The following is a 19,886-nucleotide window of genomic DNA, read 5'->3' as shown; positions in this document are numbered from 1 at the left end:
CATCGTGTCTCCCCTCGCAGACCCGTTGATCCGGGTTCCTTGCGACGGGGCTTGACGGCGGGGCGGCCTAATCCCCCCTTTTTATTTTTGCGGGCGGTGCGGACCGAGGACCAGCCGGTCGCCGCGCCGCTCAAGCGAAAGGTCGAGCGCGGCGGCGAGCTTGCGTGCGAGCGAATCGAGATCGTCGAGCGCAAAGCTCCCGGTGACGGTGCGGGTGCCGAGTGCGGGGTCGGCAAGATCGATCTTGCGGGACTGGCTACGATTGGCGAGTGCAATCACCTCGCGCAGCGGCATGCCCTCGACCGTGATGCGTGCGGGGACCCAGCGCTCGGGAATTTGCGCCTGTGCCCGGGCTCCCTCGGCGTCGATGGCTTCGCCCTTGGCCAAGGTTACCGGCGCGGCGGTGCCGCGTCGCACTTCGATCCGTCCGTCGATCAGCGCGACGATCGGCGCCGTGCCGCCGGTGCGAACATCGAACACCGTCCCGAGTGCGCGGACCTTGGTGCCGTCCGCCTCGACGACGAACGGGCGCGCGGGATCATGCGCGACGATGAACCGCGCCCCGCCCTGGACCAGCCTGAGGGTACGCGTCGCAGCGGTGAAGGCTGGGTCGATGATCGCGCCGGGGGCGAGCAGCACGGTGCTGCCATCGGCAAGCTGCTGTGCGCGCGCCTCGCTCGCCTCGAACGCGATCAGTTGGGTCGGGGCTTGTCGCGCTGGCTGCCACAGAAGGAGCCCGACCGCGAACACGATGGCGAGCGAGGCGGCGGCAAGCGCCGGCCATCCCCAGCCGGTCGGCTGGCGTGGCGCAGGTGCGCGGCGGCGCAGTCCGGCTGCAGCGGTCCAGAGTTTTTCGGTCTGGTCATAGGCCTCGGCATGGCGTGGGTCGGCGGCGCGCCACGCCTCGAACGCCGCGCGCTCGCGGTCACGGGTCCCGGCGTCGCGCTCCGCGCGCAGCCGCGCGAACCAGTCGGCCGCTTCTCTATCGATTCGGTCCTGGCTCAAAGCGGTCCGACCCGGCGACGCAGCACGACCAGCGCCTTGGCAATCTGCTTTTCGACGCCCTTCACGCTCATATCCATCGCGTCCGCAATCTGCGCATAGCTCAGCCCTTCGAGTCGGTGCATCAGGAAGATGTCCCGCGTCTTGGGTTTAAGCGTCGCGAGCGCCGCTTCCAACCGCGCGACCGCGTCTCGCGCCTCGAGCTGACGATGCGGGTCGGGACCGGCGACAGCGTCATCGTCGAAGGGGAGTTGCGCAGCCTCATGGTGCCGCGCGCTGGTGGCGGCACGGTCGCGCACGAGGTTGGACGCGATCCGGCTCAAATAGGATTGCGGGTGATCGACATTGCTCGTGACCCCGAGCAGCCGCCTGAAGCTCTCCTGGACGAGGTCCGCGACCTCGTCGAGCGGCGAGCGCCGTCTGAAATAGCGCGCAAGCCGGGGTGCCTCACTGCGATAGAGCGTATCGCCATCGGGGGGATCGGTGCACAGCGTGAAGCTGGTGCCAGCGCGGTCCTCGGGCGGGAGTGGGTCGTCCGCACGCAGGCGGGCGTCGCTGGCAGGCTCGAAGGTCATGGCGCGCCGCGCCTGCCGGGCCGGTTGGGGCCCTTTTCCTGCCTGTTAATTGCCATGCCCAACTCCCGCGCCAGAGGTCGGCGCGGAAAGCCGGGTGTTGAGAACGTGCTTGAGTCACGCGCCGACGTCTTTGGCCCCGAAGGACTTGGACATGCACGTCGGCCACCCGGCAAATAGCCAGGGCAGGTGCTGCTTCACAAGCGGGGTTCTCACGCCCCGGCACCGCGGCCAAACCGGATGCAACGCAAGTCTTAGCAAGGGATTGCGCTGGTTCAAGCATAGCCGGGATTGTGATCGGGCCGGGCGGGCATTGATCCATTTTGGATATAATTCACGCCAATCCGGCCACTTCGCGCGTGCGTTGCGTGCCGATGAGGGGCGTGACTGATGAACAGGTCGGCGAGATGCCTGGCCGACCATGTGCGGGGGTAATGGCTAAAATTCAACGCTTACCCCGCAAATTCTCAGACTTGACGATCTGCAGGGTAAATCGAGCTGGTGCCTTTGAGTTATCGCGTCTTCTGGATCGCATTCCCAGCCCATCGCGCGCGCTGCGTGAAGTCTCCGTTTTCACAATCAATCTGATCGGGGTCGGGCGCCTTGCCCGGGCTGCGGCTTGATGGAACGCGGGGAGCGGAGCGCACACTGAGGGACATGGACGGGCCATGCCCTCAGGGTTCGCACGTCCTTGATCTGCCCGCGTGGCACACTTGGCTCGCCTGGCGGGGGCGCGGCGGCGGCTGGCCCCCTTGGTCCCGCGCGCACGCCGCCGCGCCATGCCGCTCGCAAGAGTGCGTCTTTTGTTGCGCCGCTTTTCGCCGTTCGGGCGACCGCGCTCTACGCCGCCGGGCATTGCCCGGCTCTGCCGAGCCCGCAAGCGGTCTCGGCCTGTCGGTGACGATCGCATGGCGCTGGGGAGCCGGCTGATGCCGTCTCCCCGTATCGACGCCGCTTGCGCGGCGGCGTTGCTGGTGACCGCTCCCGGGCAAGCGCGGGTGATCGGCGCTTCCTTCTGGACCCGTCGCGGGCGGCGGCAACCCCTGCGCTGACGCTGCGGGGTGCTCCGCTGCGCTGCGCCCTGATGCCCACCCCGTCGCGCGTGCCGCGCGCCGGGGGGCCCGGGCGGTGCCGCCGCCCGCTTGAGCCGGGTCCCTTCGTCGCATCTCGCCGCCCACCCCCGCTTGCCGGGGAGGGTCATGGGTTTTGGGCGGGTGAGGAGAATGGTCATGGGAAAGAGCCGCAATCGTTCCGACAAACCGGGTCCACGCGGCGCGGGCTGCGCCGCGCGCGGGCGTGGCACGCAGAGGCGCACGGATGGCGCACGCGCGGGCCGCGCCGATCTCTATGAGGAGGTCACCCGGCGGATCATCGGCGAACTCGAGGCCGGGCGGGTGCCATGGGTGCAGCCATGGGGCAAGGTCGGCGCGCCCGAGGCAGGGTTGCCGTGCAATGCCGTGACCCGCCGCCCCTATAGCGGGATCAATATACTGATCCTGTGGAGCGCGGTAATCGCGGGGAACTGGTCCTCGCAGCGCTGGCTGACCTTTGCACAGGCACAGGCCGCAGGTGGAAGCGTGCGCAAAGGCGAGCGCGGAACCACCGTGGTGTTTGCCGGGCGCTTCACGCCGGGCGATGACAGGAGCGGCAGCGCGGAAAGCGAAGGCCGCGCGCGCGGCGAGGACGCCAGCGACCGGCAGCGCGATTCTGCCGAGGGGGGTGCGCAGGACGGGGCGCAACGCGCCATTCCGTTCCTGCGCCGCTACACCCTGTTCAACGTCGCCCAGTGCGACGGGCTTGAGGGGTTGCCGCGCGATCCCCACCCCCTCCCGGCGCATGAACTGGTGCCACAGGCACGGGCGCTGATCGCGGCGAGCGGGGTCGCGGTGCGGATCGGCGGCAACGCCGCCTATTACGCCCCGGCGCTCGACCATGTGCAGCTGCCGCCGCCCGGCGCGTTCTTCGAGCCGCTCGATTTTTACCGGACCTGCCTTCACGAACTGACCCACGCCACCGGCCACCCCGCACGGCTCGACCGCGACCAGAGCGGGGCGTTCGGCAGCAAGCCCTATGCGCGCGAGGAACTGGTCGCCGAAATGGGGTCGGCGTTTCTGTGCGCCGCGCTCGGCATCGCGCCGACCGTGCGCCATGCCGATTATCTCGCCCACTGGCTCGACGTGTTGCGCGACGATCTGAGCGACGATCCCGCCATGCGCGGCCCCGGCGCGCAGCGCGGGCGCGCAATCTTCAAGGCGGCAAGCGCGGCGAGCAAGGCCGCCGACTGGCTGCTCGCCCGCCACGCCGACGCGCAGGGCAAGCAATGCGGGGTGGCGGCATGAGCGTCCCCGGCCCCGCCTCTGCCCCGGCCCCGCGCCCCGACTTTGAGAGCGAGGCGACGCCGATCGGCGAACAGAGCCTCGTCCCCGGGGTCGCGCCGATCCGCATGTTCGACCGGCTGGCGTGGCGCGCGGCGCAGCCGCTCGGCCCCACCCGTCCGCAACGCGCGTGCGACTTCGGCCTGTTCGACCTCGCCGCGCGCGATCAGCTCGACCTGTTCGCGCCCGCGCCACCGCGCGCGGCAGCGCCCTCCTCCTCCACTCCCGACAAGGAACCCGGCCAATGACCCTGCTCACCCCTGCGCTTCGCGAAGCGCTCGCCCGCAATGCCGCGCGCGCCGACGCGCCCGGCCATGACCCCGCCCCGCTGGTCAAATTTTTCAACCCGCTCGGCCCCGCGACTTGGCTCGCCACCGAACTCGGAGCGGATGGCGACACGCTGTTCGGGCTGGCCGATCTTGGCTTTGGCTGCCCCGAGCTTGGCAGTTTCAGCCTCGGCGAGATCGAGCGGCTGCGGCTGCCCTTCGGGCTGTCGATCGAACGCGACATCGCGTTCGACACCGCGATCCCGCTCTCGCTCTGGGCCGAGACCGCGCGGATCGCAGGGTCGATCCTGCTCGCGGAGCGCGTGCTTGCGACCCGCGCCGCCGAGCATCTTCACGGGCTTCCGTCCCCCAAGGGGGGACGGCTGAGGGGCCCATCAAACTACTGTTTTGATGGGTTCCCGACGCGCGGCGCGTTCCGCCGCATCCGAGCCGGTCCCGCCGCACCTTCCACAGCATGACGGAACCGACACACCAACGGAGTGACCAACATGAAACTCGACTTTATCCCGCTCGGCAAGCTGTGCGTCAGCAAGGCCAATATGCGCCATGGCCGCAAGGCCCCCGATGTCGGCGATATCCTGCCGACGATCCGCGCGCGCGGCGTGCTTCAGCCGCTGATCGTGCGCGCCGGGGAAGAGCCCGGCATGTTCGAGATCGTCGGCGGCGCGCGGCGCTTCCATGCCGCAAGCCTTGTCGCGCGCGAGCGCGCCGAGGCGTGCCCCGCCGATCCGCCCGATCCCGATCCCCTGCCCTGCGCCATCCTCGAAGGCGGCGACGCGGCGGATGCGGTCGAGGCCTCGCTGATCGAGAATATCGCGCGGCTCGACCCCGACGAGGTGACGCGCTGGGAGACGTTCACCCGGCTGATCCGTGCGGGGCGCAGCCCCGCTGACATCGCCGCGACCTTCGGGCTTCCCGACCTGATGGTCGCGCGGATACTCGCGCTGGGCAATCTGCTCCCGCGCATCCGCGATCTCTATCGCCGCGAGCAGATCGACGCGGCGACGGTGCGCCATCTGACCCTTGCGACCAAGCGCCAGCAGCGCGACTGGCTGGCGCTGCGCGACGATCCCAAAAGCTGGTGCCCGACCGGCCACCAGCTCAAATCGTGGCTGTTCGGGGGCGGCGCGGTCGCGGTCGAACATGCGCTGTTCGACGTCGCGGCGAGCGGGCTGGCGGTGGTCGCCGACCTGTTCGGCGAGGAGCGCTATTTCGCCGACAATGCCGGGTTCTGGACCGCACAGAATGCGGCGGTCGAAGCACGCCGCGCCGCCTATCTCGAGGAGGGGTGGAGCGATGCCGTGGTGATCGGCCCAGACAGCCATTTCCAGAGTTGGGAGTATGAGAAAGCGCCCAAGCGCAAGGGCGGGCGCGTCTATATCGATGTGTCGTCGCGCGGCGAGGTGCGCTTCCATGAAGGCTATCTGACCCGCAGGGAAGCCGAGCGGCTGCGGCGCGGCGAAGCGGGCGGCAGCGATGCACCCGCCAAGCTGCAGCGCCCCGAACTCACCGCGACGCTGCAGCGCTATGTCAATCTGCATCGCCATGCGGCGGTGCGTGCAGCGTTGCTCGACCATCACGGCATCGCATTGCGGTTGATGGTCGCGCATCTGGTCGTTGGTTCGCCGCTCTGGACGGTGCGGCCCGAGCCGCAGACCGCGCCCAACGCGGCGGTCGCGGAGAGTGTCGCAGCCTGCCGGGGCGAGCAGGTGTTCGATGCCGAACGCCGCGCGGTGCTGGCGCTGCTCGGGTTCGATGCCGAACAGCCTAGCCTGATCGGCGGCAATGGCGATCCCTATAGGCTGGTCAGCCTGTTCCTCGCGCTGTGCGACCTTGACGATGCGCAGGTCGGGCGGGTGATCGCGGTCGCGATGGGCGAGTGCCTTGCTTCGGGCAGCGCGGCGGTCGCGGCAGCGGGAGCCGCCATCGGCATCGACATGGCCGACTGGTGGGAGGCCGACGCCGCGCTGTTCGAGCCGCTGCGCGACCGCCAGCTGCTCGGCGCGGTCTTCGAAGACGTCGCAGGCGAGATCATCGCAAACGCCAATGCCAAGGAGAAGGGCGCGGTAATCAAGGGGATCATCGCCGACTGCCTCTCGGGCAGCAACGGACGGTCGCGGGTCGCGCGCTGGGTGCCGCGCTGGATGGCGTTCCCGCCCGCTGCCTATACCGCGCGCGGCGGGGTCGGCAGCGTCGCGGCGCATGCGTTGGTCGAAGCCGCCCGCGCAGACCGCGCGGCGAGCGACGCGGTCGCGCCCGCCGGGGCTGCGATCGGCTCGGAAGCGGACAACGGACGCGCGGGCGACGCGGCAGAGTGCCCGGCGGCCGGGCACGACGCGGCGTCGGACGATGATGCGCCGTGCGCGTCCGCATCTGTCGATCCCGCACCCGCTACTGCCGATCCCGACGATGCCGAGGCCGATGGCAACGCGCCCGATAGCGAAGACGACGCGCCGCCGCTCGCGGCGTGATCGATGGGCGGGCGGCGCGCTGCGCCGCCCGTTTTCGAGGATGGGAATAGCCCCAAAAAATCGGCCGCGCGCCGCCGCCGTTCCGGCTGCGGCGCGCGGCATTTTTTGTAAGAAGGCGAGCGCCTTGCGCGCGCGTTCGGTCGAGCAAAGCGCCGATTGAGGCGGATAAGTCGCGCGCGACTTGGCCTATTGTGCACGCGGCAATGCGACAATTTACCGCGCAGATCGCGCGCCATCCGGGCGCGATTTCTCGCAGGACGCGACCCCGACACGGAGATGCGTAAGCAGGCCCACTCCCCGCTCTTGCGCGGGCCTTTCGCTTGTGCGCCGAGGGCGGTTTTGCGCCTGCCGATAGCCCGCGCACTGGACCCGCGCCGCATCCGGCACAGCCGGGGGCGATCGCTGTGCGGGATCGCAATGGTCGCGAGTCCAGGCTCCCGAGCGCCAAAATTCGATTGCCGATTGCCGATTGCCGATTGGCGTACGGCCCGACTGCGCAATCAACGCAAGCCAGGGCGGCGTGTCGGACCCCGAGCTCTGGCTGGTTGCCGAGGCCGATCGCGACCACCCAGAGCGAGTTGCGGATCGGCTGCGCACATACTGAACCGTATTGGCATGCGCTGCGCGGCGGGATCAGGATGATGGATGGCCCATGCCGTGTCCGGTGTCGGGGCGGTTCCAGTGATGCGCACGGTCATGGTGTGTCTGCATGCGGGAAGGCCACCTGCGTTCGTGCTCGACCTGGCACGGCCGCCCCCGCGCGAAACCATCGCGGACAAACGCATTTCCCCGCCGCATCCTGCGGCTCCTCGCGGGCGCTGCGCGCTTCAAATGCGCCCGCCGCTCCGGTCCTCCGCTATCGCTTCGGCCTTCGGTTCGCGCAGGGGCTGGACGCCGTGCCGACCGGTCGCGCGTCGCAAGCGGACCTCCCCGCACGCGCAACACAAGGAGACCTCAAATGCCTTCGATCGGAACCGTGACCCGCACCGCCCATGGCGGCTTCAAGGGCCAGCTCAAGACCCTTTCGATCCGCGCCGAGATCGAAATCACCCCCAATCGCGGCAAGTCGAGCGACGCGCAGCCAGATTATCGCGTCGCCGCCGGCGGCGTCGAGATCGGCGCGGGCTGGGTTCGCCAGGGCGAGGCCTCGGGACGCGATTATGTGTCGCTGAGCCTCGCCGCGCCCGAATTCGGACCGCGCCGCATCTATGCCAATCTCGGCCGCGCGGCGGGCCAGGACGACGACGATGTCTTCGCCCTGATCTGGAACCCCGCGGACTGAGACCCGCCCCGCCCCGCGCCGCATGCGGCGCGGGGCCATTGGCGTGCTTGGACCCGGCAAAGGGGGATCGAAAACAGGCGGACACGATTTCGATCCTGCCGCGCACAGGCGCGAGAGGGCATCGCTCGGGGCACCGGGCGGCATCTGCGCCGCCTGTCATCGGGAGCCGGTGCGATGCGCGACGAGGACGATATTATCGAGCGGGCGGCGCGTGCAAGGCGTGGCACGCCCTTCCTCACCACCGAGCAGGCCGCCGCCTATCTTGCGCTCTCGCCGCGCCTGCTCAAGACGCTGCGCAGCCGTGGCGAGGGGCCGGTGTTCCGCCGCCACAGCCGCTCCGTCCAATATCATATCGACGATCTCGACAGCTGGTCGCGCGCGCAATCACGCCAAGGGGTGCGCGATGCGCAAGGCTGACCCCGGCCGGCCGAATGGCCCGCTCTTCGCCTGGGGCGATGCGCTCCGCGCGACGCGCGCGCTTCGCCGCCGCCACGCGCGGATCGCCGGGCTCGCGCTGGTTGCGGCCCTGCCCTGCATCGCGACACTGGTCGTCGCCCCGCCCCCGCTGCTGGTCTGGAATGCGAGTTCAAGCATGCCGATCGGGCTCTATCGCGTCGCGCCAGGACGGGCCGCCGAGCTCGGTGAACTGATGATCGCCTGGCCGCCCGAACATGCGCGCGCACTTGCCGCTCGGCGGCATTATCTCCCCGCCAATGTCCCGCTGGTGAAGCGCGTCGCAGCGATGCCGGGCGACGACGTCTGTGCGCTCGGGCGGCGGCTGTTCGTCAATGGCATCTTGCGTGCGACCCGGCTTGTGGTCGACCGCGCCGGGCGCTCATTGCCGCGCTGGCAGGCCTGTGTCCGACTGCGCGACGGGCAGCGTCTGTTGCTCGCCGACGCTCCGGACTCGTTCGACGGGCGCTATTTCGGGGTGAGCGCACCGGGCGACATCATCGGCAGGGCGACCCCGCTCTGGACGCGCAGCGAAGCACGCGAACCATGAGCCGCGCGGGCGCGAAGCGCACGCCCATTGCGGGCGGAATCGCGCTGATGTGGGGCGTCTGCGCTGCCACGAGCGCTGCGCAGACTGCACCGGGAGTTCAGCAGGACGCGCCATCGGCAGCAGTCATGGACGACCCGCCGCGATCGCCGCCTGCGCCGATCGATCGCGCCGATCCGGTCGCGCGCTGGCAGGCGCATATCGATGAAGCAGCGCAACGCTTCGGCATTCCCGCGAGCTGGATCGTCCCCGTCATGCGCGCCGAAAGCGGTGGGCGCACCATGCTCCACGGTCGCCCGATCCGCTCGAACAAAGGCGCGATCGGCCTGATGCAGCTGATGCCGGGCACCTGGGCAGAGCTGCGCGTTCAGCTCGGACTGGGCACCGATCCCGACGACCCGCGCGACAATATCCTTGCCGGAGCTGCCTATCTGCGCGCGATGTACGACCGGTTCGGCTATCCGGGACTGTTCGCCGCCTACAACGCTGGGCCAGCGCGCTACGCCGCCCATTTGCGCGGCAAGGCTTCGCTCCCGGCCGAGACCCGCGCCTATCTTGCGCAAGTCGCAGGAGCGTCGGCGGTCGCGCCAACGTCGCGCGATGGTCCGCGCACCAGCGCTTCGGAAGCTCGCCCCGAGCCACTGTTCGCGGTGCATCGCGCTGCGCAGGACCAGGTCAGTAGCCTCAGAGATGGCGTGGGGGCAGACCCAAGTCCCGACGGCCTGTTTGCGATCCGCCGCGATGACCAATGAGCCTCACAGGATAGGAGGGGGACGTCTCGATAATCCAAGCATGGCGGCGGACGGAGCGGCTTTCAAGGCCTGCGGGTACCCCCCGATTTACTGCGTAAATCGGCTCCCCCACGTCCGCTTCGCGGCGCCTGCGCTGACGCTCCGGCGGCCCTGACAGCCGCCCCGCCCACCGCCCCGACAGGGGCGTTCCCGATCCCGGGGACGCATCACTGGAGGATCGTTATGACCAGCATTCAGTCCAGCGCGCGTGGCGCACATCTTGTACAGGCAGCTCTGGCCTCGGGGCTCGCGCTCGAATTTGGCGGCGTGGTTGCAGATGCATTGGCCGCGCGGTTTCTCGATGCCGAGGAGACCGATTTCCATTGGGACGCGCGCGTGTCCGAACGCTGGCTCGGCTGCTGGGAGTGCGACGCGGACAGCGGCGAGGTCGAGCTCGACCGGGTCGCGATCCTCGGCAAGCTCGATGGCCGCTGGTTTACTGCGCAGTGCATCGTCGATGGCGAGGGAGCGCCGCACGGACTGCTCGCATGTCGGCGGTTCCCACGGGCGCGAGACGCACGGCGCGCTTATGCCGATGCGCGCTGAACACAGCATTCATCGCCGGGTCGCGACGTCCATCGGGCATCGCGGTCCGGCCTTTCTTGTGAGCCGTCCGGAGCTTTGGCGGCGGGAGGATCTGGCTGGCGGTTGGGTGCGGGAGGGGGTGAGGAGATGTTTGCAAGATAAAGGCAGTGCCTCGCTACCCTCGCCAACTGATTGTCTGCACATCCTTTTTTCGCGAGACACTGGGCAAGGCCGGGGAGACAGCGGCGGTCTGAACCACGGAAATCTGCGGGTTTTCGAGCCGATCTGCGAGACTTGTTCAACGCGCCGGTGGCGGCCATGAGCGAGGACGACCTCGAGCCCCGGCTTGGCCGGATCGGCAACAAGCCACGGCGCGGCAGCCAGCGTTATCTAGGCAAAGTGACCGCAGCTGCCGCGCGCGCGGGCGGCCTTAAGCCCGGGCGCCGGCGCTTCGATGGCAGCCGCATCGGACGCGGCTCGGCGATCGGTCGGCTGCTGTCGCAACGCGCCTCCAACACACGGTTCGCCGGCCGCCGCGCGGTCGTCAAAACGCGCCTCGTCCGGCTTGGCGGAAAAGGGGTGACGGGAGCACGCACCCATTTGCGCTATCTCCAGCGCGACAGCGTCACCCGTGAAGGCGGTCCGGGCACGCTTTATGGCCCCACGGAAGACAAGGCCGATGGGCGCGCCTTCCTCGATCGCAGCAGCGACGACCGGCACCAGTTTCGCTTCATTGTCTCGGCCGAAGATGGCGATCAGCTCGAAGCCCTGCGCCCGCTCACCCGTCGGCTGATGGCGCAGATGGAAATCGACCTCGGGACCCGGCTTGACTGGGTCGCGGTTGATCACTTCGACACCGGCCATCCGCATACCCATATCTTGCTGCGCGGAGTCGATGACACCGGCGCCAATCTGGTGATCGCGCGCGACTATATCGCGCATGGCGTACGCGCCCGCGCCGCCGAGCTGATGACGCTCGACCTGGGACCGCGCACCACCCACGAAATCGAAGCCCAGCTGCGCCACGAGATGACCGCTGAACGGTTCACCGGCATCGACCGTAAATTGCTGCGCGCGATGGACGATGCGCGGGTCGTCGGCGCCGCCTCGCGCAGCCCCTTCGAGCAGGCGCTGCGCGCCGGTCGATTGAAGACGCTCGGGCGCATGGGGCTGGCCGACGCGCTGGGTGCCGGGCGCTGGCGACTGGCGGATGAGCTTGAGCCGGTTCTGCGCGCGATGGGCGAGCGCGGCGACATCATCCGCACGATGCAGCGCGAGATGACCGCGCAGCGCCTCGGTCGAGTGCCCGAGACCGGAGTGATCTTCGGCAGCGACCAAAGCCAGGCCACGATCACCGGCCGCGTCGTCGTCCGCGGGCTCTCGGATGAATTGCGCGACCGCCATTATCTGCTGGTCGATGGCGTCGATGGACGGACCCATTATGTCGATATCGGCAGGGCTGACGCCACCGAGCCGCTGCCAGTTGGCGGGATCGTTGAGGTCAATGCACGCAGCGCAGACCCGAGGCAGGTCGATCGCACGGTCGCGGAGATCGCAGCGGCCAATGAGGGACGCTATTCCGCCGAGCTCCACCTTACGCACGACCCAAAGGCCAGCACTGAATATGTGCAGAGCCATGTCCGCCGCCTCGAGGCGATGCGGCGCGCGGGCTCCGGCGTCGAGCGCGAGGGCGATGGCAGCTGGCGCATTGCCGCCGACCATCTCGATCGCGCGCAGGCTTTTGCGCGAACGCAGCGGCGTGAGCGACCGGTCGAAATCAAGCTCCTTTCGGCACTCCCGCTCGAACAACTGCCGCAGGCCGATGGCGCGACCTGGCTCGATCGCGAACTGGTGGGCGGTGATCCTGTTGCAGCGCGCGACGCTGGGTTCGGCCGCGAGGTCCGCGCGGCGCTGACGGCGCGGCGGCAATGGCTGCTCGATCAGGGGCTCGCCCAGGTTGAAAATGGCCAGCTGCGCGCGCGTGCGGACCTGCTGGCTGCGCTCGAACGCGGCGAGTTGCGGCGTGTTGCCGGGACGCTCGGGCACGAGCGTGCCCTGCCCTATGCTAAACCGGTCCCGGGCGAGCGGATCGAGGGACGGCTGATACGCCGTGTCGACCTTGCAAGCGGCCGGTTCGCACTGGTCGAGAACAGCCGCGAATTCACCCTGGTCCCATGGCGCCCGACGCTCGAGAAGCAGATCGGCAATCAGGTCAGCGGGATCATGCGCGGAGATGGGATCAGCTGGCGGTTCGGGCGTGGACGCGGCGGCCCTGAGATCGGCTGATCTCTGGCAAGGTTCGGAGGTCAGACGCCCGCTTCGATCCGCAGGAGTTCGAGCCGTTCGCGGCATACCGTCTCAACAATATCCCGAAGGCGCTGCACCGCGACCGCGATCGCATCGAGATCTTCACTCGAGATCGCGTAGCTCGAGGAATAGCGCGCCTCGACATAGGCGCGCTTGAGGAGTTCGAACCGGCGTCGATCGGCCCGATTGGCGCGCGGCCAGGCCTCGATCAGACGGTGTTCCTTGTCCTCCGCCAGCGAGCGCAGGAATTTGATGTTGTGCGAGCGGGGGAAGTATAGCGTCTGGACGAGGAGGAAACAGGCATAGGCCGTTTCTGTCGCTTGATGAAAATTGAAGGCGGCATGCTTCAGATACACGCTCTCTTGGTCCGCACGTTCAAGCTGGGAACTCGCCGTTTCCATCCAGACTTCAAGATCTGCGAACCTAACCGAGAAGTAAGAGGCCGCGAGTTCGTATGCGTCACGAGGCGAGAGCGCTTTTGGTGAAGCTAGCGCGTGGTTGGGCAATTCATAGAGGGCAACCCCATCGCGAGCGATATCCACCCAAAAATACTCGCCGCGCTCAAGCGCCTTGTTCACCTCATCGAGCGTATGCACGATGAGATTTACGGGACGGTCGATCGCCTCGTCTCGAAGGATCTTGTCCTCAGCCACATACCAATAGTCTGCGACGTCGGTGAGATCAGCGTGACTGACCACAATCAGCAGATCATAGTCGGACTGGTACCCGTTCTCCGGTTCATCGACCCAATCGTCGCGCGCATAGCTTCCAAAGAGGATGATCTTGAGGATCTTGCCGTTACGTTTCCATGGCTGGGTAGCGCCGGCGATCGCCGTCTCGAATTCAGCCATCAGCGTCCGCTGGACGCGTTGCAGCTCCGTCCTCTGTACAAGAGGCAGGTGGTCGAGATCGCTACGCATCGCTGCGGCCTGCGGTGACGCCGGACAACATCCTGAAATCCTAGCCTGCCGAGGACTCCGCAACAACCTTGATGGTGGCCAGTTTCAACCTCCCCATCATGCGATCCTCCCTGCTCCAGCGTTCCCGCTCCCGGTCAATTGCGACCGCGGAGAGAGACAATGGGACACGCACAATATGATCCGATGATGCTGACAAGGCCGGCTTGGAACGCGGGAAAGGTCGTTGGCACCAAACGACCGCTCACACAGAAGCAAATATGGGCCATTCGCTTCTTTCTGGATCGTGAGGGCCGACTGCGTGACAGGGCCTTGTTCGACCTCGCGATCGACAGCAAGCTGCGAGGATGCGATCTGGTCTCAATCACGATTGGCGACGTAGTCTACGGTTCAGCGATCAGATCGCGTGCGATTGTCACGCAACACAAGACCGGCAAGCCAGTCCAGTTCGAAATCACCGCAGACGTACGAGCGAGCCTGCTTGCCTGGCTTGATCGGCGTGGAGGATCGACGGACGATTTTGTGTTTCCAAGCCGTGTCGATCGTTCCGGTCATCTAAGCACGCGCCAGTATGCAAGACTGGTCGACGAGTGGGTTGTCGCAATCGGCCTGCGTAGCGAGGCCTACGGCACCCATTCGTTGCGACGGACCAAGGCAGCAATGATCTATAAGGCGACGGGCAATCTGCGGGCCATCCAAACCCTATTAGGACATACGAAGATCGAAAACACGGTCAGGTACTTGGGCGTCGATATCGAAGACGCGCTGGTTCTTGCCGAGCGGACTGAAATCTGAAAATTTGGGCGGCTCACTCAGAGGGCTTGAGCCGCCCATCCCCGACCGCTTTGCGCCCTAGTTCCGGTCGTTCGCCATGCCCCTCGCTGATCCCGAAAGCGGTCGTTCACCCAAGCGGTGATGGATCGGCTGCCTTTGGGCGGGAAACGGTCCGGCGACTTGGAAGCAACAATCAGCAAAAAGCGGGCAACAGGCCGCGCTTCCCGATCAGCTGCCTTTGTCGCAGGCGCTGGTGGCGGCGCGCGTCACCCGCTAACTACGGTTGCACCTCAAACGACACTTTGAAACAGGTGCCACCGTCGGGTCGGTGACCGCTCGTCAACACTCCGCCGAGTTGTCTGGCAAGCGACACGACAACTCGCATGCCCAAGCTTTGGCTGGTAGCTGTCGGGTCGAAGTCTTTCGGAAGATCGCGACCGTCGTCCGAGACGATCAAGGCATGCTGATTGGCCTCGATCTCATAGCGTACCTGGATCAGCCCCCGCCCGTGCTTGGCCGCGTTCGTCACCAGTTCGTTGACGAGCAGTCCGATGGGTTGGATGATCGTGGTTGGGATAACGCCTTCATCACCGCTTACGTCAATTTCTCGATCGAGAATCGACGCGAGCTCGGCGCATAACCGCCTGAGGAACGTGATGCAGGATGTCTGATCGGTCGCCTCGACGTAAAAATGCCGGTGCACCTGCGCGACTGCAGCAACGCGGTTGGCGGCAAGCTGGAGATGACCGACTGTATCCGGGTCAGTGAGCGCTCGGCTTTGCATTGAAAGCAAGCTCGATACGAATTGCAGGCTGTTCATCACCCGATGGTCGATCTCCTTGGCCATCAACTCAGCCTGGGAGACCGCGCGTCGCGCCGAAAGCTGCATTTCGATCTGGTCCATCACAATCGCTGCAAGGTCTTTCAGGTCGTCGATCTGCGACTGGTCGATAGGCCTTGCCTCCTTGTCGATGATACACAGCGTCCCAAGATTATGGCCGTCGTCCGTGGTCAGGGGCACGCCAGCATAAAAGCGAAGCCCGAAGTCGCCCGCTACCAACGGGTTGGCGAGCGAGCGGGGATCGATGCTTGCATCGGTGAGGATGTGCGGATCGTCAGAAAGAATGGCCGAGGCGCAAAGGCCGGGATCGCGTCCGATCTGCTTAACCGGTACCCCATGGTGCGATTTGAACCAGATTCGGTCCTCATCGACGATGCTGATGATTGAGATCGGCACCCGGAAACGCCGCGCCGCCAACGCGGTGATTCGATCGAACGCACCATCAGGTGGCGTATCGAGTATGTCGTAACGCCGAACGGCCGCGAGGCGTAAGGGCTCATCTGCTGGAATAATTGATGCGCTGGCCATTAGAACTCGCTTTTGCCTCGGCTGGAATTGTTCCGAGGTGGCCCCGCAAGTACCATGAACATTGCCGCATGTGAACGTCTACGGATCAATAAGGTACTGACTGCGTTAACAAAATTCGCGAGGAGTTTATCGCATGTACCATGTTTTGATCATCGAGGATGAACCACTGGTCGCAATGGCCATCCAGGATATTCTGGAGTCACAGGGTGCGACGTCGTTTGAAATAGCTGATACGCAAGAGGCGGCTGTCTCCGCAGCAACAGCTCACCAGCCCGACATGATCACTTCCGATGTGAAGCTGCTGGAGGGTACGGGGCCGCACGCAGTGGCTGAGATCCACAGGAGGTTGGGGCCAGTTCCAGTGATCTTCATCAGTGGAACACCTGAAGAGTGCATACCATGCAACCCGCCCGGTTCAATCGTGCTCAAGCCCTTTACGGCGCAGGCCCTGATCTCCGCGTTTCGCGAAGTCGGCATCGCGGCTATATAGCCAAACAAAGCCTCCTGATTGGCCGCATTTCCCCATTGAGAATGGCAACTTGCGGGATCAGGCAGCCACTCGATCCCGCTGCTGGCCAACGGCAGCTTTCACCGCGCCTCGGCCAAAAGCTGTCATCCCGCTACCGGCCCATTTTCGGCCATTGCCCGGCAGGGGTGACGCACGGCGGGATGTGGGCCGTAAGCGGTCTGGCGGCTTTTGGCAGGACGAACCACGAAAGCAGCCATCGCGTGACTTGCGCGGACAGTGGGTAGATCCCCGCCAAGAGGCTAGTGGATTTCTGCGTTTCAATCCGCTCAACTGCTAGAGGTTATCTCCGACCATCGGTCGCTAGAGGTCAGGTGGATTCGGGGTGGCGACCAAGGCTTATGCGCTTGCTCAATATACATTGCCTCGAACCGGTAAGCTGGATTCGCTAATCTGGCATCGCGAGGTCATGAAGTAGCCGCCTTAAAGCCGGACCCCGAATCGTCCCAGCACAACCGTCATCCCCGCATAGAGCAGCACCGTCAGCACGCATCCGGCTGCGAGCGACGGCAAGAAACCGACGCCACGCTTGAGTAACAGTGGGATCACCAAGAACATCGGCAGGCTGGGAAGCACATACCAGAAGGTCGCGAGTGCGTGATCGGCCATCAGCGTTATGTCGGGTTTGTCGCGCCAGAGCCAGATCATGCCGAGGACAGAGACCAGCGGCAGCGACGCGACCAGCGCGCCGAAGCCGGGGGAGCGGCGGGCGATCTCCGAGACGAGCGCGATGAGCACGCCGGAAATCGCCGCCTTGATTGCTAGGTAGAGCATCAGACCTCCTGAACCGCGCTATGCGCATGCGCCACCATCTTCAGCCCTGCACCTATAACCTTCAGAACCAGGCACGGACCCCCAGGACGAGACTGGTCGCATGCGTATCCTCGCCGGACGCACGCGCGAAGGATGCGGTTCGTCCAAACTTTCGCTCATGCACGATGCCTACATAGGGCGCGAACTCGCGCGCGATCTCGTAGCGCAGACGGAGCCCCGCCTCGGCGCTCGAGAACCCGCCCCCGATGCCGAGCGCCGGGATGTCCTGTGCCGATAGCTCGAACTCGATCTTCGGCTGAAGGATCAGGCGCTGGGTCAGACGCTGGTCATATTCCGCCGACGCACTGGCGCGCAGTTCCCCCTGTGTCGAGAGCGACAGATAGGCATCGACCTCAAACCAATAGGGCGCGAGCCCTTCGATGCCGATCACGGCATGGGTCCGGTCGGGACCATGACCAATCTCCTGTCTCAGACCGCCCTGAAGATTGAAATAGGGGCCGATCGCGCGTGAGTAGAGCGCCTTGAAATCAACGCCTTCGATCGCCTCGCCAAAGGTGCCTTCGCCTTCAGCCTTCAACGCGAGGCGGTTGATGTCACCGCCGAACCATGCGTCGGTCTCGAAACGATATCCTTCATGTCCCTTGGCGATGGTCAGCTCGGCCAGATCGATCGTCACCTTGCTGAACGTGCCGCCACCGTGATGGCGGCGCAGGTCGTCGCGGGTCGGCTGCATCGCCTCGCGGCCCCAGACGCGGTCGGCATAGTTCGCCGCGACGGGGGCGGGTGCCGGGCCAGTGCCCGGCGCCAGGTCGGTGCCGACCGCATCCTCTGCCGGTGCCGCGTCCTTGGGTGTGCAGTGCCCCATTTTTGCGTGTTCGGGGGGACAATCCGGGTCGTTCGTGGGGGGGCTCGCCGGCGCCTTGGTATCAGGCATCTGGCAATGCCCCATCGCCGCATGCTCTGGCGTGCAGGCTGACGCGGCCTGAGCCTCAGCCTTGGGAGCCGCCATCGGCGGCATCGTCTGTCCGGCGGGCGCAAGACCCATGGCAGAAACAAAGCCGGTCCCGGCGAGAAGTAGGCTGCCGATCATGCCGCGTCCTCCTGCGGGCGCACGGTCACGACCTGCATCATCCCGGCATGCATGTGATAGAGCATGTGGCAGTGGAACGCCCAGTCGCCCACTGCGTCGGCGGTGAAGTCGAAGGCAGCGGTGCCGCCAGGCTGAACGTTGACGGTGTGCTTGCGCGGCGAATGGTCGCCATGCCCCGTCACCAGCTCGAAGAAATGTCCGTGCAGATGGATCGGGTGGGTCATCATCGTGTCGTTGACCAGGGTGACCCGGACGCGTTCGCCTTCGGTGAACGGGATCGGGGCGCCAACCTCGGACAGCTTCTCGCCATCGAATGCCCACATATAGCGTTCCATATTGCCGGTCAGGTGGATGCGCACTTCGCGCTCAGGGCCGCGAATGTCGGGGTTTCGATCGAGCGCGACCAGATCACGATAATTGAGAACGCGATGGCCGACATCGTCCAGCCCCTGTCCAGGTTCGCCCATCCGATCGACTGGCATCGGCGAGATCGACTGGACCGTCGGCGTCTTGGCAACGTCAGGCGCGACCGAGAAATCGCGCATCGAATGCTTCATCGCGGTGCCAGCGCTGTGTTCCGCGCCGTCGCCGCTTGGCATCGTGCAATGGCCCATGGCCGCATGCTCAGGCGTGCAGGCGGCAGCGCCATGACCGCCCATGCCACCCATTCCCATATCCTTCATCGTCGCCAGCGGTCGCTTGCGCAGCGGTGGCACCGGTGCGCGCATGCCGGGCCGAGGTGCCAGCGTCGCGACCCCCATTCCCGAGCGATCAACCGTCTCGGCGACGAAGGTGTAGGCGCGGTCCTCGCTCGGCTCGACGATCACGTCATAGGTTTCTGCGACCGCGATCTGGAACTCGTCGACCGCAACGGGGCGCACATTCATTCCGTCCGCCTGCACGATGCTGAGCTTCAGCCCCGGAATGCGCAGGTTGAATGTCGTCATCGCCGACGCATTGACGATGCGCAGCCGCACCCGCTCGCCCGGTCGAAACAGGCCGGTCCAGTTCTCTTTCGGGCCATGGCCGTTGACGAGGTAAGTGTATGTCGCGCCGGTGACGTCAGAAATATCGGTCGGGTCCATCCGCATCTTGCCCCAGGCCATCCGCTCGGCGGCCGACATCGCTTCGCCGTCGGTCGCGGTCAGCTTCTGGTGGTTGAAGTAACCGCCCATCTGCTTGAGCTTCTGGAAGATCCGGTGCGGATGCATGAAGCTGTAGTCGGACAGCACGATCACATGCTCGCGATCGGACTGGATCGGATCATCGCCTTCGGGATCGATCACGATCGGGCCGTAATGGCCCATCTGCTCCTGCAACCCCGAATGGCTGTGATACCAGTAGGTGCCTGCCTGAACGATCGGGAACTCGTAGGTAAAGGTGGTGCGTGGCTTGATCCCAGGAAAGCTGACCCCCGGCACCCCGTCCATGTGAAAGGGGAGGATCAGGCCGTGCCAATGAATCGAGCTGTCTTCGTCCAGAGCGTTTTCGACATGAAGCCGGACATTCTGCCCCTCGCGCAACCGGATCAGCGGCCCCGGCACGGTGCCGTTGATCCCGATCGCATGGCCGTGGCGGCCGTCGAGATGGATCATCTGGTGCGCAATGCGCAGCCGGATGTCTTCGCCGGACACCGTCTTGAGGTCAGCAACCAGACCGGGAGAATTGCTGCGCGCCCATGCCGGCATCCATTGCGAAAGCGCAAGGGCAGCGCCCCCCATCCCGACGCCGCCGAGCAGCTGTCGTCGATCCATTGTTCGAACCATGGCTTGTTAAAGCTCCGTTGAATTGCACCTGACTACGCGCCGATGCGGGTCATCCCTC

General features: G+C 66.1%; 19 protein-coding genes and 1 pseudogene. 13 read left to right on the top strand and 7 right to left on the bottom strand.

The features are described 5' to 3' along the window. Positions 1 to 81 precede the first annotated feature (81 nt). Together LRS08_RS15020 and LRS08_RS15015 are read right to left on the bottom strand one after the other, a co-directional pair. On the bottom strand, positions 82 to 1,005 hold the full coding sequence (locus LRS08_RS15020) for a FecR domain-containing protein (protein WP_257842921.1): 924 nt from the start codon (positions 1,003 to 1,005) through the stop codon (positions 82 to 84). Next, positions 1,002 to 1,577: an RNA polymerase sigma factor gene (locus tag LRS08_RS15015; RefSeq protein WP_260480890.1), complete on the bottom strand. Its 576-nt coding sequence runs from the start codon at positions 1,575 to 1,577 to the stop codon at positions 1,002 to 1,004. Before LRS08_RS15015 ends, LRS08_RS15020 begins: the two co-directional genes overlap by 4 nt. A 926-nt stretch (positions 1,578 to 2,503) precedes the next feature. Between LRS08_RS15015 and LRS08_RS15010 the strand changes: the two genes are divergently transcribed. From LRS08_RS15010 to rlxS, 11 genes and pseudogenes are all read left to right on the top strand, one after another. After that, positions 2,504 to 2,626: a hypothetical protein gene (locus LRS08_RS15010; protein WP_257842923.1), complete on the top strand. Its 123-nt coding sequence runs from the start codon at positions 2,504 to 2,506 to the stop codon at positions 2,624 to 2,626. 177 nt (positions 2,627 to 2,803) lie between these two features. Then, a complete protein-coding gene (locus LRS08_RS15005) occupies positions 2,804 to 3,913 on the top strand; it encodes an ArdC family protein (RefSeq protein ID WP_260480889.1) in 1,110 nt (369 codons plus the stop codon). Then, positions 3,910 to 4,197 carry a hypothetical protein gene (locus LRS08_RS15000; RefSeq protein ID WP_257842924.1) on the top strand — a complete coding sequence of 96 codons (288 nt, stop codon included), beginning with the start codon at positions 3,910 to 3,912 and terminating at the stop codon, positions 4,195 to 4,197. The genes LRS08_RS15005 and LRS08_RS15000 overlap by 4 nt, the downstream gene beginning before the upstream one ends. After that, positions 4,194 to 4,556: pseudogene (locus LRS08_RS14995) on the top strand (DUF2958 domain-containing protein); the annotation flags it as partial. The gene LRS08_RS15000 and the pseudogene LRS08_RS14995, both read left to right, overlap by 4 nt. A gap of 168 nt (positions 4,557 to 4,724) precedes the next feature. Further along, complete coding sequence (locus tag LRS08_RS14990) at positions 4,725 to 6,707, top strand: ParB/RepB/Spo0J family partition protein (protein WP_257842926.1); 1,983 nt, start codon at positions 4,725 to 4,727, stop codon at positions 6,705 to 6,707. Between the two features lie 958 nt (positions 6,708 to 7,665). Beyond that, positions 7,666 to 7,989, top strand: coding sequence for a DUF736 domain-containing protein (locus LRS08_RS14985; protein WP_257842927.1), 324 nt, complete (start codon positions 7,666 to 7,668; stop codon positions 7,987 to 7,989). A gap of 174 nt (positions 7,990 to 8,163) precedes the next feature. Beyond that, entirely contained in the window at positions 8,164 to 8,406 is a 243-nt protein-coding gene (locus LRS08_RS14980) for a helix-turn-helix domain-containing protein (protein ID WP_257842928.1), read from the top strand. Continuing rightward, positions 8,393 to 8,992, top strand: a complete 600-nt coding sequence (locus LRS08_RS14975; RefSeq protein WP_257842929.1) for a S26 family signal peptidase — start codon at positions 8,393 to 8,395, stop codon at positions 8,990 to 8,992. The genes LRS08_RS14980 and LRS08_RS14975 overlap by 14 nt, the downstream gene beginning before the upstream one ends. A gap of 125 nt (positions 8,993 to 9,117) precedes the next feature. After that, positions 9,118 to 9,741 carry a lytic transglycosylase domain-containing protein gene (locus LRS08_RS14970; RefSeq protein WP_260481687.1) on the top strand — a complete coding sequence of 208 codons (624 nt, stop codon included), beginning with the start codon at positions 9,118 to 9,120 and terminating at the stop codon, positions 9,739 to 9,741. Positions 9,742 to 9,963: 222 nt separating this feature from the next. Continuing rightward, a complete protein-coding gene (locus LRS08_RS14965) occupies positions 9,964 to 10,326 on the top strand; it encodes a hypothetical protein (RefSeq protein ID WP_257842930.1) in 363 nt (120 codons plus the stop codon). Positions 10,327 to 10,623: 297 nt separating this feature from the next. Next, positions 10,624 to 12,591 (top strand): relaxase/mobilization nuclease RlxS, encoded by a 1,968-nt coding sequence (gene rlxS, locus LRS08_RS14960; protein ID WP_257842931.1) that lies wholly within the window; start codon positions 10,624 to 10,626, stop codon positions 12,589 to 12,591. Positions 12,592 to 12,611: 20 nt separating this feature from the next. On the opposite strand, the gene LRS08_RS14955 is transcribed toward rlxS, so the two are convergent. Beyond that, complete coding sequence (locus tag LRS08_RS14955; protein WP_260480888.1) at positions 12,612 to 13,532, bottom strand: HEPN domain-containing protein; 921 nt, start codon at positions 13,530 to 13,532, stop codon at positions 12,612 to 12,614. A 159-nt stretch (positions 13,533 to 13,691) separates the two neighbouring features. Between LRS08_RS14955 and LRS08_RS14950 the strand changes: the two genes are divergently transcribed. Next, positions 13,692 to 14,324 (top strand): tyrosine-type recombinase/integrase, encoded by a 633-nt coding sequence (locus LRS08_RS14950; RefSeq protein WP_257842935.1) that lies wholly within the window; start codon positions 13,692 to 13,694, stop codon positions 14,322 to 14,324. Positions 14,325 to 14,580: 256 nt separating this feature from the next. On the opposite strand, the gene LRS08_RS14945 is transcribed toward LRS08_RS14950, so the two are convergent. After that, a complete protein-coding gene (locus LRS08_RS14945; protein WP_257843169.1) occupies positions 14,581 to 15,672 on the bottom strand; it encodes a sensor histidine kinase in 1,092 nt (363 codons plus the stop codon). Between the two features lie 133 nt (positions 15,673 to 15,805). On the opposite strand from LRS08_RS14945, the gene LRS08_RS14940 reads away from it, so the two are divergent. Beyond that, the gene (locus LRS08_RS14940; protein WP_257842938.1) at positions 15,806 to 16,162 is read left to right on the top strand and encodes a response regulator; all 357 of its coding nucleotides are present in this window, start codon (positions 15,806 to 15,808) and stop codon (positions 16,160 to 16,162) included. Positions 16,163 to 16,621: 459 nt separating this feature from the next. On the opposite strand, the gene LRS08_RS14935 is transcribed toward LRS08_RS14940, so the two are convergent. From LRS08_RS14935 to LRS08_RS14925, 3 genes are all read right to left on the bottom strand, one after another. Further along, the gene (locus tag LRS08_RS14935) at positions 16,622 to 16,972 is read right to left on the bottom strand and encodes a DUF3147 family protein (protein WP_257842939.1); all 351 of its coding nucleotides are present in this window, start codon (positions 16,970 to 16,972) and stop codon (positions 16,622 to 16,624) included. Positions 16,973 to 17,033: 61 nt separating this feature from the next. Then, positions 17,034 to 18,062, bottom strand: coding sequence for a copper resistance protein B (locus LRS08_RS14930; RefSeq protein ID WP_260480887.1), 1,029 nt, complete (start codon positions 18,060 to 18,062; stop codon positions 17,034 to 17,036). Beyond that, a complete protein-coding gene (locus LRS08_RS14925) occupies positions 18,059 to 19,828 on the bottom strand; it encodes a copper resistance system multicopper oxidase (protein ID WP_257842941.1) in 1,770 nt (589 codons plus the stop codon). The genes LRS08_RS14930 and LRS08_RS14925 overlap by 4 nt, the downstream gene beginning before the upstream one ends. Between the last annotated feature and the right edge of the window lie 58 nt (positions 19,829 to 19,886).

This window comes from Sphingomonas sp. J315 (assembly GCF_024666595.1).
GTDB lineage: Bacteria > Pseudomonadota > Alphaproteobacteria > Sphingomonadales > Sphingomonadaceae > Sphingomonas.
This window is presented reverse-complemented; position numbering and strand designations above follow the sequence as displayed.